The organism is Stieleria sedimenti, from assembly GCF_025060895.1.
GTDB lineage: Bacteria > Planctomycetota > Planctomycetia > Pirellulales > Pirellulaceae > Stieleria > Stieleria sedimenti.
The window spans coordinates 1-17,341 of the sequence record NZ_JANZKV010000221.1 but is presented as its reverse complement, the minus strand read 5'-3'; the positions used below and the strand labels follow the sequence as shown (position 1 = coordinate 17,341).

Genomic DNA, 17,341 nt, shown 5'->3' with positions numbered 1-17,341 from the left:
CGTAGCCTGTCCCGATGCAGTTCTTGATTCAATACGCGATTCGTTGGCGATTGGTCCTGATGGCCCTCGGCATCGTGACCCTGGCCGGCGCGTATCCCGTCTCCACCCGATTGACGACCGAACAAAGTGTTTCGTCGTTGTTCGGTGATCAAGACATCACGTTGCAGCAGTACGAAAACCTGAAGCGTTGGTTCGGCGAAGACGACGTGTTGGTGCTGATGTACCGCGACGAAGCGCTGCCGACGCCGGGCGGCATCGAGCGGAGCCGCCGATTGACCGAAAAGGTCAGGGCGCTTGAGGGTGTCACCGCAACCCTTTCACCTTGGGTGCTCAACGAAGCGGCCGAGGGGATGAACCAAGCCAAGTTGCTTCCGTTTGGGCTTGGCGACGCATCGCCGGCTGACAAGACGCCGGCACTGATGCGTCCCGATGACCCGGTCGGTAAGGGGCTGAGCGACATTTTTTCCGGCTACACCCACTCGGCGGACTATTCACACGCGGCGGTCGTGGTGATGATCGACGACCAAAAAACCGCGTCGACCGTGGCCGGGCTACGCGACATCACCACCTGGTGGTCCCAGCAGCAGAGGGTCAGCAACGTTTCGCTGGTCGGCGAACCCGTGCTCGTCGACGAAGCGTTTGCCTTGGTGCGTCGGGACGGTGCGAGATTGGCGCTCGTGACGATTGCGTTGTTATCGCTGGTGTTGGTCCTAGCGCTGTTGGACGTACGGTTGGTGCTGCTGCTGGCGCTCGTGATCGGGTGGTCGGTTGTGCTCACCAAAGCCACGATGTTTCTGGCCGGCATCTCGTTGTCATTGATCGCATCGATTCTGACGGCCATCGTCACCGTCGTGGCGGTCACCGCGGTGCTGCACTTGGGCGTCCGCTATCACAGTCGCCGCGGCCGCGGGTTTTCTCAGATCGAATCGACCGAAGAAGTCATGCAGCGGATGGCCGCGCCGATCTTTTGGACGTGCGCGACCGATGCGGCGGGATTCGCCGCGCTTTGTTTTTCCGAAATCCTACCCGTGCGTCAGTTCGGTTTGATGGTTGCCCTCGCGGCGATGAACGTGTTTGTCGCGATCTTGCTGTTCACGCCCACCTGCTTGATGCTTCCCGAACTTCGTTGGATTCGACGCATCGTGCCGACACGCCATCTGCTCACGCGCACTTTGCGTCGACTTTGTTTTCGTGTCGCGGCCTGGTTTGCCGGGCATCGCAAATGGACCGTGTCTGCTGCGGCGGTCGTGATGGTCGTTGCCATTGTCGCCGTCACGCGGGGAGAGACTGAGACCAGTTTCTTAAGGAACTTTCGGCCCGACAGCACGATCGTCCAGGATTACGGCAACGTCGAAAACAACTTGGGAGGAGCGGGGGTTTGGGACCTGGTGCTCGACGTGCCCGCGACCCTGTCCAATCCTTTCCTGTCGCAAGTACAAACGCTTCAACGCGACTTGCTCGGCGAGCTCGGCGGCGAGGCGGGTTTGAGCAAGGCGATCAGCATCGCCGATGCCACCGAAGTCCTGGGGCGTTCGTCGGCCGGAAAATGGATGCCGGCATCCGTGCGGATCGCCGCGATGCGGACGCGATTGCCCACCTTCATCGGGGCATTGATTTCCGAACCGATCGGCGAGGCGCCGCAACGCCGTAAGTTGCGCGTCATGTTGCGAAGTCCCGAGGGATTGTCGGCCGACACCAAACGCGAACTGATCGCAAACGTGCAACGCATCGCGGCGGAACATTTGCAGCGTTGGGACGCAGAGGCCGAACCAACCACAGCCGAACAAACCGAAAACGAACAGCCGGTTGCCGAACGCGTCACCGTGACCGGGTACTACGTGATCATGACGCGTTTGGTCGACCAGTTGGTGTCGGACCAATGGCGCTGCTTCATCGTTTCGGCGATGTTGATTTGGCTGTTGATGGGCATTGCCACCCGCAGCCTGCGACTGGCGACGGCGGCGTTGGTGCCGAACTTGCTTCCCGCCTTTCTGGTTTTGGCAGCCGTTTCGCTCGGCGGAGGCCGCATCAACATGGGCGCCGCGATGATCGCCGCGGTCTCGGTGGGGCTATCCATCGATGGCTCGGTGCACCTGTTGACGGTGTATCGACGTCGGCGAGCGATCGGGCGCCCTCCCGGTCAGGCGTGTGTGTCTGCGGCCGGCAACATCGGTGCCCCCGTGATGCTGGCGACGTTCGCGTTGGTCGCCGGTTTCAGCGTGCTGTCCACCAGCGAATTCATTCCCACGGCGACCTTCGGGACGCTGGTCGCATGGACGCTGGTGATCGGAACGCTGATCAACCTGAGCGTCCTGCCGGCGCTGGTTCGCAGCCTGGATCGCTAAGGCCGTCGCTCTTCCAGCCACGGTTGCTCGGGAACCCACTCGGGATGCTCGCGTGCCCACTCCGGTTCGGGGAACCAACGCAAACCGCTGACCCGCGGATAGGTCTCCCACACGTTCGCCTTCTCGGGCGCGGTGACGCGGACATCTCCGGTACGGCGCAGATAGCTGTCGAGCAGGTTTGACAGACGCTCGCGAATCTTGCCGAAGGACGGATCGGCCGCCAGGTTGTTGAGGCAATCGGGGTCGCAGACGATGTCATACAGCTCTTCGCCGGGACGCAATCCGACCGACAATTGCATCAGCCGAGCGACGTCCGGTCGATCTTGATTGGCGATCATCCAGTCAAGCGTCGGGCAGGCATCGATATCGTGATAGCCGCCGTCGGCCGGCCCCAATTCGAAGCTGATCAGCTTGCCGGAATCGTCGTACTTGGCGCGGTTGTATTTCTGCGGCGTTCCGGCTGGGAACCGTTCGGGCGCGAAGTTGCGAATATAGAGATGGGTGTCGGTTCGGACGCAGCGACAGGGATACCCCAGCGTGCGATATCGGGACGACGAGTGACGTTCGCGACCGCTATAAACTGCGTCGCGCGGTGGCGTGACCTTGTCGGCTTGGTCGCTGTACCGAGGCAGCAGGTTGATGCCGGGCAATTGTTCCGCTTGCCGGGGCACGACACCTGCCGCAGCAAAAATGGTTCGCGTCACGTCGATCAGACTGACCAGATCATCGGTGTCTTGACCGGCGGGAATCCGCTCGGGCCAGGCGACCGCCAGCGGCATGTGAATCCCGTACTCGTACAAATTCGCTTTGGCACGGGGGAACGACATGCCGTTGTCGCTGGTGACGATCACCAGCGTGTTGTCCAATTCGCCATCGCGTTGCAGTCGATCCAACATGCGTCCCAAGTGCGAATCGAACCATTGAATCTCGTACATGTAATCGGCGATGTCGCTGCGGATTTCCGGCTCGTCGGGCAGGAACTCGGGTACCGAAATCGCGTCGGTGTCGATGCCGTTTGCTTTGCCCAACCCCTTGCCGAACACCCGGTGCGGCTCGGAGGCGCCGAACCAAAAACAAAACGGTTGGTCGTCATCGCGGGCGTCGAGGAAGTCGTCAAAATTGGCGGCGTAGTCGTTCGAGGAGATGCCCTTGGGAGCGTTCAGTTTTCGCTTGCCGTAGGTTTTACCCGCAGGGTTGTGGGGCCAACCGACGGCTTTGCCCGGCGCCCATCCCTTGCCCGTCATCCCGACGTGGTAACCGCTTTCTGCCAGCTGGCTGGTGAAGACCGGCAAATCGGTGGGGAAGTAACTGGCGTGTGTCCCGGCTTCACGGATCTGCCAGATCTCCCGGCCGGTCAGAAAAGCCGCCCGCATCGGGCTGCACCCCGGCGCCGGCGTGAACGCGTTTTGAAACAGCACCCCGGCTTTGGCCACCCGATCGAAACTCGGGGTCCGGATCGCCGCGTCGCCATAGGCCGACGCGTGGGGATAGGACTGGTCATCGGAGATCGCGATCAAGATGTTGGGACGCAGGGTCTGGGCCTGGCAAACCGACGGGAGCAACGCCGCGCCTCCGCAGAGGAAAGCAACCAAACCGACGAGTCTTCGCATTTCAGTCAACCAACAGTAACGTTTCATTAGGCAGTCGTTTCGTGTGGGGAGCAGTTCGTGTAGGGGGCGGTGGGTCGAGAGACTCAATCAAATGCGTGGCAGAACGCGTTGGCGTTTGCGGAATTTGAGCGGAGTTTCTCCGATGTGTTTTTTGAACTGTTGTGTGAACGCGCTTTGGTCGCAGAAACCGAATTTCAAGGAGATGTCTCCGACGCTCAGGTCGGTATTGATCAGCGCGTCACTGGCCGCTTTGATCCGCGTCTTGGCCAAAAATTCTTGCACGTTCAACCCGAATAGCTCCACGAATCGGCGATGCAGCTGGCGTGACGAGACACCCGCGATCGCCGCCAGTTCGTTGACGCCGATTTTGCGATCCAGGTTTTGGTGGATGTGATTCAAGATGTCGTCAATTTGCGAGTAAGCTTGGATCTCGGCACGCGCCCCATTGTAATCCCGCACCGTCCCCATCACCCCAATCACTTCGCCACGGGTGTTGCGGACCGGCAGCTTGGTGGTGACGAACCAGTCCAGCAGACGATGTTCGGTGTACCAGATTTCGACACGATTGATCAACGGTCGGCCGGTTTCGATCACCATCCGATCGTCGCGGACAAATTCGTCGGCAAGTTGTGCGGGAAAGTGATCGTAGTCGGACGTCCCGATGATTTCGGCTTCGCTGGACACCCCCAGTCGATTCAGGATGGCGGAGCTGACCGCCATCATGCGGCTTTGGGCATCCTTGACGAAAAAGTAGACGTCCGGGAGATAGGCGAACAGTTGCTGAAATTGCTGGGGCCCACCCATCGCTGTAAAAAACTGCTCTTGGAGCTGACGGGGGTTGCCGGTCGGAGATGCATTCATTTTTTTCGGTCGTCCATGCGATGCACTTGGTGGAGGGCGCACTGTCGTCGACAAAACGCCCTTGGATTGTAACCGATCTCTCCGCAATAGCCTGACTGGGTAGCGACGCCAGCTTGCGTTAGAATCGGGCAGACGGCATCTCGCTGAACACGACCCGATGGCTGCCGATTCTCCCGCACCCGCCTGATACGCTCCCCACCAACCTCGTGAGACTCCTTTCCATGCGAATTCTATCCGTTGCGTTTGTCTTGTTGTGCCTGGTCGCCGGAGGGCTGAAGCTCGCCGATTCCCCCGGCTCTCAAGTCGCGCTATTCGCCAACAATTTTCTGGAACAGTTGGACGACGACCAGAAATCGACCGCGACGATGCCCTACGACAGCGACCAACGCGTCGATTGGCACTTCATCCCCAAAAAGACTCGCAAAGGGCTGATGCTTCGCAACATGAATGCCTCCCAGCGGGTCGCCGCCCTGCGGTTGCTTCGCAGTGCCCTCAGCGAAGCGGGCTACGGAAAGGCCAGCAAAATCATGTTGCTCGAAGGCGTGTTGAGAGAACTGGAAGGGGAGGACCGCACCTGGGAACGCGATCCGCACAAGTACTTTGTGACCCTCTTCGGCACGCCCGGTGACGAAGGGAAATGGGGTCTCAGCTTCGAAGGACACCACCTGTCGATGAATTTCAGTTTCAGCGACGGCGAGTTGGTCGACAGCACACCGCAATTCTTCGCCGCCAATCCCGCCACCGTGATGAACGAAGTTTCCGGTCCCTTGGGCAAGGGAACGCGCGTACTGCGCGACGAAGAACAACTCGCGTTTGATCTGGTCGCTTCGCTTGAAACCGGCCAGAAAGACATCGCGATCATCGACCAAGACGCGCCCGAAGAAATTCGCTTCGCAGGCGAAGCTCAGGCAAACGTCGATGAACCGACCGGCATCACCTATCGCGAAATGAGCGAGGAGTCCAAGGCGTTGCTGACCAGACTGGTCAATACCTACATCGACGCCGTCACCAATCCGGTCGCCGACGAACGCCGTGCCCAGATCGAAGAGGACGGCTGGGACGACGTGCATTTCGCCTGGGCCGGAGCCACGAAGCCGGGCATCGGGCATTACTACCGCGTGCAGGGCAAACGGTTTTTGATCGAATTCGTCAACACCCAAGCCGATGCCGCCGGCAACCCGGCCAACCATATCCACTGCGTCTGGCGCGACCTATCCGGCGATTTCGACTTGACGCCGTAACCGCTCGGTTACCGCCTCAACGTGTTGGGATCGAACGGAAAATAAGTGTCGGATCCTGCGAGTGGGATAGGCTTCCAGCCTGTCATTCCACCGTCGACAGGCAGGAAGCCTGTCCCACTTATTTTCCGTGCGTTGCTTAGCGGAACGGCGCGAGCGGGCTGTCGATTTAAGCCCGCACGCGTGAGCAAGGGGCCACGCGGCGCCCCTCGCTGACGCGTCGGGATATCATCATGGCATTGAATTCGGAACATCGACTAAATCGACAGCCCGCGAGCCGTCCGGTCGCGCTTCACAAACACCGTGAAAGACCGGAGGGCTCGCGCCCTACCGCTAACAAAAAAACGCTTGGCGTCAAAGTAGATGGCATTGGGCTCGCCCACTCAATCTCCGGACAACAGCGCGTACAGACCTACCAAGGTCTTCGCATCGCGGATTTTTCCGTTGGCGATCCAGGCTTTGATTTCGTCCCGCGTCGCGATCCGATTGACGATCGACTCGGTCGCTTCGCGGTCGGGATCCCCGGCGACCAGCTCGGTTGCTCGGTACAGGTGCATCAGTTCGTCGCAAATGCCCGGTGCGGAATAGAACTCGTGAACCAATTCCAGCTTGCCTGCCCGGTAGCCGGTTTCTTCGATCAATTCTCGCGACGCCGTGACCACGGCCTCTTCGCCCGATTCACGCGTACCGGCCGGAAGTTCCAGCAGTGTTTCGCCCACCGTCGGGCGGGTGTTTTCGATCAGAACGACGCGGCCGTCGTCTAGGATCGGAATCAACACGACCGCACCGGGATGACGGATCACCTCCCGTTGATAAAGCCGGCCATCGTCGCCGGTCAACGTCATCCGGTGGACGTTGAACCTTGCCCCCTTCAAAAGCATCGGTTCTGTGGGATCATCGTCTCGGCTCATCGGTGTCATCCATTCTGTCAGTCTGTTGTTTTGGTTCGTCAGCCGGATATGTTACGCGGTCCCTGCGTTTTTGGACAATCCACCGCCCACATCATCCCCCTCCGCACCCAGGAAACATGTTCGGATTTCTCAATTGCGACAAGCCGATCGGCTTTTCATCACGCGACCTGGTCAACATCGTCCAAGGACGATTGCGCGGGCGAAAGGTCAAGGTGGGGCACTGCGGCACGCTTGATCCGCTGGCCAGCGGCGTGCTGGTCGTCGGCGTCGGACCGGCTGCCCGGCTGACCCCCTTCGTGCACGAAGCCTCCAAGAGCTATCGGGCGACGTTTCGACTGGCCGCCGAGAGCCCGACCGGCGACATGGAATTCGAACCCAAGCTGTATCCCGATCACCCGATCCCGACCACCCAAGAACTCGCGTCAGCGTGCCGCAGCTTGACGGGGACGATCGAGCAGATCCCGCCGGCCTATTCGGCCATCAAAGTCGACGGCAGACGGGCCTACGTGATGGCCCGCGAAGGACAGGACGTGGTGATGCCAGCCCGCAAGGTTTACGTCAAAACGATCGAAATCTTGTCTTATCGCTACCCCGATCTTCAGCTGCAAATCACTTGCGGAACCGGCACCTACATTCGCACGCTGGGAGTGGACCTCGCTAAAGCTGTCGGCACCGTCGCGGTGATGACGTCGCTGGTCCGAACACGCGTCGGCGAGTTCTCGATCTCGGATTCTGTTTCGGAAACGCAGCTCCGTGAAAACGAAATCGAGTCCCTGCTGTTGCCCGCGGCGATCGGCGTTTCGCACCTGCCCCGACTGATCGTCAATCCGGACGAATGTAAACGCTTGGCCAACGGGTTGTGTCTCGGCACACGGCAACTCGACACGCCCGGTACCGCGGAGGAAAATCCCGACCATGTCGCGGCGATCACGCCGGACGGACACCTCAAAGCGATCTTGGTGCAGAAGCAATCGAGCTGGTGCCCCAAGCGAGTCTTTCCGGGTTGAGCCGCCCCCGCGTGTTGTGGAGTTGGCCACTTGTTCCCGACCTCTGTCCTACGCCGTGAACGACTTTTTAGCGGTAGGGCGCGAGCCCTCCGGTGTGTTGGCAACGATGCGCAAGCCGGAGGGCTTGCGCCCTGCCGCTAAAACCTCATCAAACACAGGAAATAAATCGTTCACGGCGTAGGTCTCTGCCTGGGGACACGACTTCCTCAATGCTCCGCCTTCGTGCACCGAACGTCGTCCGGCTGAGCCACTGGCTGACGCCACGTGCTGGCATGCCAGCGGGACGCGTCACGGGCTGTTGATTTATTGGGGGTCTGCTGAGTCAATGGTGAGCCGCTGGCCGTCAGGCCTCGGGCGGGCGCCAAAATGCCCGGCCGCCTACGCGTCACGGCTCACTAAATCAACAGACCGGTCAGCGAGCGGCGTGCGACGTCGTGCGACGGCCGCATCGCTACGGTTGAGCGACGAACGGATCTGAAAACTTGGGGTCGGTCAGCAGCGCATCATCGGTCAGCGTGGCGAGAAACGCAGCCAGTGCCACCTTGGGGACTTCCGGCAAGGCCAAGCCGTTGGCGGCAAAGTCCGCCAGTCGAGGATCCAGGTTTTCGTGCGGCCGGACGCTCCAATTGTAATGCTCGATCACCTGGTCCAGCGTGATGAATCGTCCGTCGTGCATGTAGGGACCGGTTTGTGCGATGTTCCGCAACGACGACGGTTTGAACTTTCCCCGGTCTTGCATCCGCCCAGACTGCGAGCCGACTCCGGCGTCAACGTCGGGGCCATCGATATCGATCCCGTTGTTACCCGGTTCGCTCAACTGAAAGACCGCCCATTGTTTCTGGCCGACATCATCGTGGTCGGGCAGATGACATTCGGCACAACGGGCGCGGCCGAAGAACTGTCGCTTGCCAAGATTCTCTTGGTCGCTGAAATTTGGAAAATCATCCTTCGGTGACTTCACGTGTTGCAAACCGATGTCGTAGCGTGACCGAAAGGAAACGATCGACCGGACAAACTGCGCGAGCGCTTTGGCGATCCGGTCTTGCGTGACCGCGGGATCGCCGAACGCGTTGGCAAACAACGGCGGATAGATCGGATCACGCGACAACTGTTGCACCAATGCTTCGAGCGTGTGTCCCATCTCAAGAGGGTTTTCGATCGGCATCAGCACCTGCGTTTCCAGACTCGATGCCCGTTCGTCCCAGAAGAACCGATCGCGGGCATAGAAACGCAGATTCACAAGACTCATCGAGTTCCGGCTGACCGTTTCACCTCGGAAGCCGACGCTTTTCGTCCGAGGGTCACTGAACGCGTGCTGTTGTTCGTGGCACGTCGCACAAGACGTCGTGCCGTTGGCGGAGAGTGTTTTGTCGTAAAACAGGACGCGGCCGAGTGTCGCCCCGTGGTCGGTCAGTGGATTGTCCGCGGGAGTGTTGTCCAGTCGACGGAGTTGATCGGCAATCGCGTCGGGCGCGTCCAAGTCGCTGTAGCGATACGGCGGTACAGGCAAATCGAGTTTGCGTTGCGGCGCGGGCGCGGGCGAGCCGCCGGCATCACCCGCCGCCGCGGCAGTGCACATCCACGGTGCAAGCAAGACCGCCGCCAGCAGATTCATGATCAAAACTTGAACCGACAAACCAAATCTCTCCCAGCATCTGGACCGCCCGCAGGCTGACGTGGCAAAACGACGAGGGCAAAACAATGCCCGCCCCGGACACGCCCACCACCATTCTACCCGCAGACATCCTCGCCACCATTGCCCAATTCCCCGACCCCCTGGCTCCAGATTCCTGCCACCCCCATCGTTCTGCCACCCCCATCGTTCTGCCCCCATCGTTCTGCCCCCATCGTTTTGCCCCCTTCGTTTTGCCCCCTTCGTTCTGCCCCAACGTTTTGCCCCTCCGGTCGTTCCCCCCGACGAATCTCCGCACGAGCCGGCACCCCAAATTGAGGGTTGCCGGTCAGAACAGCGGTATTGCGTAGGAACGCCCCAACGGTGAACTATTTTGATGACTCGCACACCGATTATCCAAACAGGAGCCGTTGACGTGAGCAGTGATTGGGCATTGGACCAGCCTCGGCCGAACGATTTTGTGGATCCCTATTTCTTCATTTCCCACAGAGGCCTGTCGGAGATCACTTACGTCAGCCCCTCGGTCGAAAACGTGTTGGGCTACGATCCCAATTCGATGGCGGGTCTGTCCTACGAATCGTTCCTCTGCCAGGACGACCCGCTCAACGACGATGTCGCCGAGTGCCAGCACGCCGACCTCAGTGGTGGCGGCAGCCTTCACGCACTTCGCTGTGTTCGCGACGCGACGGGCAATCCACGTATCCTCTCCATCCATACCGTGGGCGTTGCTCAGTACGAAGGCGGCCCGATCGTGAGACGCCACCATCTGGCACGAGATGTGACCGAGAGTGTGCGTCGACACCTGCAGATGATGAAGCAACTCGAGTCGCTCGAACATGCCGCCAGCAAGATGACGGACCAGGAACGCGCGGTGGCGGAGCGGATCATGCAAGGCAAGATGAATCGTGTGATCGGACGCGAGTTGGACATTTCAGATCGAACGGTCGAACGCCGCCGCGCCGCAATCATGAAACACTTTCACGCAACCACCCTGGCGGAATTGATTTCCAAGCTCGCGCAGCTCGACATGCTTCGAGAGTGGACCAACACCGAGACGGAGACGCAGTGGAAAACGGCGCGCAATGCTGATCAGGTTTCCGCCTTGGCCGTTTAAGTGGGCGAGGTTTTGAGACTCGTCGTTTCCGCAAGACCGGACGGCTCGCGGGCTGTTGATTTTGTGAGCCGTGACGCGTGAGCGGCCGGGCATCCCGGCGCCCGCCCGAGGCCTGGCGGCCAGCGGCTCACCATTGACTCAGCAGATCCCGACTAAATCGACAGCCCGCTCGCGCCGTTCCGCTAACAACAACGCATGGATGGTAGCGGCAGGGCGCAAACGCTCCGGTCTTGCCGAACGCTCACCAACGCTCAAACGGTTCCGGATCGCCTTCGACGATCAACAGGCGGCGATCGGCGGCAAGATGGTTGAGTTGTTGACGCCGTCCACTCGGCCAGCGGATCGAGAGCTGGTCGACTTGTTGGCGATCACCGAGACCGAACGCCAAGACCGCTTCGTTTCGGCAAAAGAATCCGTCTCCGGCGACGACCCATTGTGACAGACTGCGGTCTCCGACTTGTACGTCCACTTTGGCGCCGATCGCATCGCGTTCGCTTTGCGTGCCGACCAGCTGAATTTGAATCCAGTGGTTTTGCGTTTCGGTGCGATTGATCAACAGGGCCGAGGTCTCGCCGAGATGCGTGACGACAACGTCCATCTTTCCGTCGCGGTTGAAATCCAGGCGTGCCAGTCCGCGTCCCACGTGTCGACCGCTCCAGTAGCCCGAGGGATCGGAGACGTCGCAAAGCTCGAACCGGTTGCCGAGATTTCGAAACAATTGCGGGGGTTGTTCGAAAGGATCGGGAATGGCGGCGGACTGTTCGATGTGCCCGTTGGTCACGACCAGATCCAGTGTGCCGTCATTGTTGTAGTCGATCGATTGGGTTCCGAATCCGAGCACGGAGGAACTGGGGCCGGCCAATCCGAATCCGACGTTTCGGTCTTGAAACATCCCATCGCGGTTGAGAAACAGGCTGGCGTTCTCGTCTTGAAAATTCGTCACGTGAAAATCGAGGGCACCGTTTTGGTCGAAGTCACCCGCGGCCACGCCCATCGACGCGGTCGGCACGCCGTCGAATCCGAAGGCACAACCACGTGACATCGCGACGTCACGCCAAGGATTTTCGTCCGTCCCGTTTCCGCGGACCCACAGTTGATTGGGGTCAGTGTCATTGCCGACAAAGACTTCGTTTCCCGGATGGCGATCGTCGAAATCGCCGACGACGACCCCGAGTCCGGAGGCCGCTGCGGCATCAGGATCACCAATGAGCCGGAAAGACGCTTGTCCCTTGCCATCGTTCGTGATCCATCGATCGGTGCCCGGATTGAACTCGGCCGGCTTGAGATAGCCGACGACTTGGCCCAACTCGTTGACTGCGGGACGTTTGCTGAAGGCGGGATCGTGCAGATAGTTCAACTCGAACACGTCCGGCAAAGCGTCCCCGCTCAAATCCGCCATCGCCAATGAAGTCGTCAAGATCGTTTTGTCATCACGGTCATCGAAATCGACCGGTCGAAAGGTGCCGTCGCCGGAGTTGATCCAGAGCGAATTCTGACCAACGTTTGCAACCACCAAGTCCGCGAATCCGTCTTGGTTCCAGTCACCGACGGTGACACCGGTGGAGTAGCGATTCTGTTGGGCTCCCGCATGCTCGGTGATGTCCACGAGTTTCCCTTCCGTTTGACGATACAAGACGTTGCTTTCGCGACCGACAAACATCGGCGGGTCCGCACCACCTTGGGTGAAATAAAGGTCCGCCCGGCCGTCCAAGTCGTAATCGATTGCTGCGACGGCACCGCCGACGGACTGATACACTGAAAAGCCACGGTCTTGCGTGGAACTCGCGACGTGAAACGCGTGCATCAGACCGACATCAGCGGCGACATTCTCAAACGTGGGTTCAACCGAATCATGGGGTGCGGAGGCCGAGCTGGCAGTTGGGATCGGAAGATTGGTTTCGGCCAGATCCGTCGCGGGTAAGGGGAATGCGTCGAGTCGCATCCCGCAAAGCTTGACCGCTGTCTCGGGAAAACCCTGCTCGGATTGGACCAACCGCACGAGTTCGCTTTGCAGCACTTGCAGGACGTTCCGGGGGGCCCGCTGATAATGGGCTGCCAATGACTTCCACAAGACGCTTTCAAGTCGACGATCGAGTGACTCGAGCAATGTGGCGAGCTTGAGCAGGGATGCGATATCGGGCTGCGGCGCATCGGCGATCCGATTATTGACTTGGGACACATCGCGCAGCGTCTTCCAACGCTCGGACCACTGTTCGGCATCTTCGCCGCGTCCCAGCGCTTCCAGAGCAGCTCGCAAGCGGACGATCGACCTGAAATCCGAGGGCTCGCGATCGAGGGCTTCCATCAGAGCTCGGGTGGCCTGTTCGGGTTTGCGTTGGGTCCACCAATAGGTCCCGATGGCGGCCCAGTATTCGGAGAACTGTTTCACGCGGGCATCGACTTTGCCCAGCCACCACTGAAAACTCACATCGTCCTGTGCCTCGGCGGCGGCGCGGCCGAAGAACGCGACGATCGAGGGCGGCTGTTGATCGGCTTCGACCGAATCCCGCAACACGTCGACGGCCGCTTGGAAGTTTTCGTCCATGAACAACTTTCTCGCTTCGCCGGAGACGCCGATCGGATAGTACAGGTGTCGGTCGGGAGCAGCGGGGGTCTCGGCGGGAGGGTCGTACATCGCATCGCTCGGCTGCATCAGCGAGTGCAATTCGTCCTGACGCACGTTGCCCTGTCTGCACAGATGGCGCACATGTTCGACGGCTTCATGGCGACGGCCTTGGCGGTTGTAGAGAAACGCCAGCTTTCGGTGTGCTGGAGCGGCCTGCGGGATCTGTTCCAGGATTTTGAGATAGCCGCGTTCTGCGTCTTGGTAACGTCCCAACTGGAACGACCAATCGGCGGCCTGACCGAGTGCCGGCAGTCCGGATTCCGGATGATCGGCGGGAATGATTTTCAGCACTTCGATGGCCTCGGCCAGATCACCGCGTCCGGCGGCAAGGTTGGCCATCCGGAACAGGATTTCATCATCGTGGGGGTCGACCAACAGCAGAGACCGCAGGACAGACTCGGCGCCGCGCAAGTCACCTTGTTGTTCCAGTTGCTCGGCCTTGGCGATCACGCCGGCGCGATCCATGGTGATTTTCGCTGGTGGATCGGTGGCGACGCCTGTTCGTGGCTCAGCGGCAGACGCATCGCCCGACGGAACTTGCGGCAACGAATCACGGTCTTGTTCTGCCGGCGTGATGGACGTCTTGGGATTTTCGCTGTGCCGACACCCGATCGAAAGGGTCAGAACAATGGCAATCGCCGACGTCAGATGGATCGTGCGGTCAGTCACTGGTTCACGCTCAATGATTTTCATGTCCGGGCCAATCGAAATCCGATTGGTTCTCGATCAATAGGATTCGCCGGTCGACAGCGGTCGGTCCGAATTGCTGGTGAACCCCACTGGGCCATTGGACCTGAATCTGATCGACCGAGTTGGCATCGCCCAAACCGAACGACACGACGGCTTCGTTTTTGGCCAGGTATCCATCGCCGCCGATCACCCAGCCGGTCAATTGCTGGTCCGCCACTTGGACCGTGATCTTGGCACCGATCGCATCACGTTCGCTTTGGACGCCGACCAATCGCAGCTGCAGCCAGTGATGTCGTGTCGGCGTTTCGTTGAGCAACAGCGCGGTGGTTTCGCCGACGTGGGAAATCACGACGTCGTTCCTTCCGTCGCGATCGAAATCGAGTGTCGCCACGCTGCGTCCGAGATGGCCGGTGTCCCAATAGCCGGACGGATCGGCGACATCGACTTGTTCGAAACGCCCGGCCAAATTGCCGAACAGTTGCGGAAGTTGTTCAAAGGGACCGGCCATCGATTGATATCGGTCGATGTGACCGTTGCTGACCACCAGATCCGGCAATGCGTCGTTGTCATAATCCAAGGGTTGCGAACCGAATCCCAGGACAGAACGGCTGGGGACGCCGAGCCCATATTCGATCGCCCGATCGCGGAACGAACCGTCTTGGTTCAAGTACAGACAGACGCTTTCGTTTTGAAAGTTGGCGATATGCAGATCCAGCGTTCCGTTTCTGTCAAAATCGCTCGCAGCGATCCCCATGCTGGCCGTCGCGGCACCCGACGATGAATAGGCGCTGCCGTTGACAACCGCCAGATCTTGCCAGACGCCGGTGTCGCGATCGCGGACCCACATTTGGTTCGGCGATTTATCGTTGCCGACAAACACGTCGTTGCCGGGTTGTCCGTCAAAATCTGCGATCACGACGCCGAGCCCCTTGTGCGCGTCGGATGCCCGTCGGCTGATCGGTTGAAACACCGCAGTCCCTTTTCCATCGTTCGTGCCGATGCGGTCCATTGCCGATGCGAAATCCCCCGGACCGACCGCATCGACGACCTCGCCGGATGAATCACGATCGGGCAATCGTGCAATTTCGGAATCTTGGATGTAGTTGAGTTCCACGAGATCGGGGATCTGGTCGCCATCCAGGTCAGCCATCGCGACCGAAGCCGGCATCCGATGCAGATCGTCGCTGCCGGCGAGCGGTGACGTCGAAAACGTGCCATCCCCGTTGTTGATCAGCAGCACATTGGCACCGATGTTGGTGGCAACGATGTCCGCAAACCCGTCTTGGTTCCAATCTCCGGCGGTGCATCCGATCGTGTAACGGCGTTCCGTGACACCGGCGTCGACGGTCACGTCGCGAAGCTGCCCGTCGGCCTGGCGATAGAGCATGTCGGAGCGATCGGCGAGAAACTCCGGCGGATCGGCGGCACCTTGAGCACAATAAAGATCCGCCGCTCCGTCCAAATCATAATCCAGGACGGCGATGCCGCCGCCGGCTTGTTGGTACATCGCAAATCCGTCGTCTTGGGGATTGCGTGCCACCGCGTAGGCATGCGTCAAGCCGATCTCCGCGGCGACATTGCGAAAGGCGGCGGGATGCGGTGCGGACCTGAGAGGGGGTGGCTTTGGAGGTTGCGCGGCCGGTGCACGCACCGCGATTTCGATGTCGGGAAGCGGATAGGCCCCGAGTTCCATCCCACACAATCGCGTCTGACGACTGGGAAACCCATCGTCGGCGGAGACCAATTGTTGGCGCTGGGTATTCCAATGCTCCATCACTTCGGCGGGCAGGCTTCGGTAGTAGGCTTCCAGGGATTTCCAGGCAACCGCCTCCAGCTTGCGATCGATCGCGAACAACTGCGACGCCAGTTCGTCGATCGCATCGACGTTCGGTGTCTGGGCATTCGAAATCGAATTGTTGGCCGTCAACACCTGGTGCAATGCTTTCCAGCGTTGTTCCCACTTTGCGTAACCATCGGCATCGCCGAGGATCTTGAGCATGTACAGCAAGCGGTTGATCGTTAAGAAGTCCGTGGGATCGCGATCGAGTGCTTCCAGCGCCGCTCGAACGGCGGCTCGGGGCTGTTGTTGGCCGGCCAGATAGGCGGTCCATGCGGCCCAGTACTCGGAAAAGTCACGCACGGAATCGTCCGTTTGGCTGATCCATTGCCGAAAGCCGTCATCGTCTTGGGCCTCGGCGAGTGACCGGCCATACAACGCCACGACCGAGGGCGGGGCGGCGTTTTCGGTCACGCTGTCACGCAACAACGCTGCGGCCTCAGCGAAGCGTTGCTCGGTAAACAGAACGCGTGCCGTTCCGGATACTCCGATCGGTTCATAGCGGACCGATCCGTCGTCCTTGGCGTCATCATCGGAAGCCATTGCATCACTCAACACGATCAGCGAATGCAATTCGTCTTGCCGGAAGTCTCCCAACCGGCACAACTCTCGGACGTGCACCGCCGCTTCGTGACGCCGCCCCTGGCGATTGAACAGGTACGCGAGTTGCCGATGGGCCCGGCCCGCGTCGGGGATCAGTTCCAGCAGGCGGGAATACTTGCGTTCGGCATCGGCGTACTGCCCGACTTGGAACGACCAATCCGCCGCCTGGCCGAGTGCCGGTAGACCGGCCTCGGGATGGTCTTCGGGAATCGATTCGAGAAACTCGATCGCCGCCGGCAGGTCGTCCTCATTGGCCTTGGCGAGCGCCAATCGATAGATGACTTCCACATCACTCGGGTCGGCGACCAGCAGACGCTTCAAAACGACGGTGGCCTCGTCGAGCTGTCCCGCTTCGGTCAGTTGATCAGCTTGGTCGAGTTGTTGTTCGCGAGAAAGTGCGGCGGGTGGCTCGGCTGACTTCGCCGGTTCAACGGTCGGTGCTTCACGCGACGCCGGTTCTTGAACTGGCTCTGGGGCCGGTCCGCATCCGAGGATTAGCAAGCCCAGCAGCCATGCAAACCATCGAACGCGGATCGGCGAGGTGGCTGGATGGTCGATGGTGCGTGTGGAGTTCATGAAGCAGGGCTCGACCCTGGAGCAGTTGATTCGGAGTTGCTGACTTCTCCGTTTTCTATGTCTGTTTCTCGGGTCACTGGTTCTTAGGCCCGGCGGGCCGGCAGAGTGTCTGCCGGTGGCGTCAGCCACCGGAGCTGGTTGAAAGGAATGCCAAGGCCCAACGGGCCGACACAGTGACCTGGGATTCCCGGGAGTACTGTGCCGGCCCTTCAGGCCTCGGTGGTTTGAGCCCTCGCCACCGGTGGCTGACGCCACCGGCAAGCATTGTGTCAGCCCTAGTATCTCACCCA

At 60.2% G+C, this 17,341-nt stretch carries 10 protein-coding genes; 4 read left to right on the top strand and 6 right to left on the bottom strand.

Annotation, left to right across the window (positions count from 1 at the left end; translation table 11 throughout):
• Positions 1-14: 14 nt before the first annotated feature.
• Positions 15-2,345, top strand: coding sequence for an efflux RND transporter permease subunit (locus NZK35_RS26520; RefSeq protein ID WP_259635541.1), 2,331 nt, complete (start codon positions 15-17; stop codon positions 2,343-2,345).
• Here the strand turns inward: NZK35_RS26520 and NZK35_RS26515 are convergent.
• Both NZK35_RS26515 and NZK35_RS26510 read right to left on the bottom strand, forming a co-directional pair.
• Positions 2,342-3,982, bottom strand: a complete 1,641-nt coding sequence (locus NZK35_RS26515; protein ID WP_259635540.1) for a sulfatase family protein — start codon at positions 3,980-3,982, stop codon at positions 2,342-2,344. The genes NZK35_RS26520 and NZK35_RS26515 overlap by 4 nt on opposite strands.
• Positions 3,983-4,042: 60 nt before the next feature.
• Positions 4,043-4,816: an AraC family transcriptional regulator gene (locus tag NZK35_RS26510; protein WP_259635539.1), complete on the bottom strand. Its 774-nt coding sequence runs from the start codon at positions 4,814-4,816 to the stop codon at positions 4,043-4,045.
• Between the two features lie 221 nt (positions 4,817-5,037).
• On the opposite strand from NZK35_RS26510, the gene NZK35_RS26505 reads away from it, so the two are divergent.
• The gene (locus tag NZK35_RS26505; RefSeq protein ID WP_259635538.1) at positions 5,038-6,057 is read left to right on the top strand and encodes a DUF3500 domain-containing protein; all 1,020 of its coding nucleotides are present in this window, start codon (positions 5,038-5,040) and stop codon (positions 6,055-6,057) included.
• A gap of 380 nt (positions 6,058-6,437) precedes the next feature.
• On the opposite strand, the gene NZK35_RS26500 is transcribed toward NZK35_RS26505, so the two are convergent.
• Entirely contained in the window at positions 6,438-6,965 is a 528-nt protein-coding gene (locus tag NZK35_RS26500) for an NUDIX hydrolase (protein WP_259635537.1), read from the bottom strand.
• Between the two features lie 116 nt (positions 6,966-7,081).
• Between NZK35_RS26500 and truB the strand changes: the two genes are divergently transcribed.
• Positions 7,082-7,972 carry a tRNA pseudouridine(55) synthase TruB gene (gene truB, locus NZK35_RS26495; protein ID WP_259635536.1) on the top strand — a complete coding sequence of 297 codons (891 nt, stop codon included), beginning with the start codon at positions 7,082-7,084 and terminating at the stop codon, positions 7,970-7,972.
• A gap of 451 nt (positions 7,973-8,423) precedes the next feature.
• Here truB and NZK35_RS26490 read toward each other — a convergent pair whose 3' ends face one another.
• Positions 8,424-9,608 carry a cytochrome-c peroxidase gene (locus NZK35_RS26490; protein WP_259635535.1) on the bottom strand — a complete coding sequence of 395 codons (1,185 nt, stop codon included), beginning with the start codon at positions 9,606-9,608 and terminating at the stop codon, positions 8,424-8,426.
• Between the two features lie 412 nt (positions 9,609-10,020).
• Between NZK35_RS26490 and NZK35_RS26485 the strand changes: the two genes are divergently transcribed.
• A complete protein-coding gene (locus tag NZK35_RS26485; protein ID WP_259635534.1) occupies positions 10,021-10,719 on the top strand; it encodes a LuxR C-terminal-related transcriptional regulator in 699 nt (232 codons plus the stop codon).
• A 241-nt stretch (positions 10,720-10,960) separates the two neighbouring features.
• Here the strand turns inward: NZK35_RS26485 and NZK35_RS26480 are convergent, their stop codons facing one another.
• Both NZK35_RS26480 and NZK35_RS26475 read right to left on the bottom strand, forming a co-directional pair.
• On the bottom strand, positions 10,961-14,014 hold the full coding sequence (locus tag NZK35_RS26480) for an FG-GAP-like repeat-containing protein (protein ID WP_259635533.1): 3,054 nt from the start codon (positions 14,012-14,014) through the stop codon (positions 10,961-10,963).
• 10 nt (positions 14,015-14,024) lie between these two features.
• On the bottom strand, positions 14,025-17,051 hold the full coding sequence (locus NZK35_RS26475) for an FG-GAP-like repeat-containing protein (RefSeq protein ID WP_259635532.1): 3,027 nt from the start codon (positions 17,049-17,051) through the stop codon (positions 14,025-14,027).
• Between the last annotated feature and the right edge of the window lie 290 nt (positions 17,052-17,341).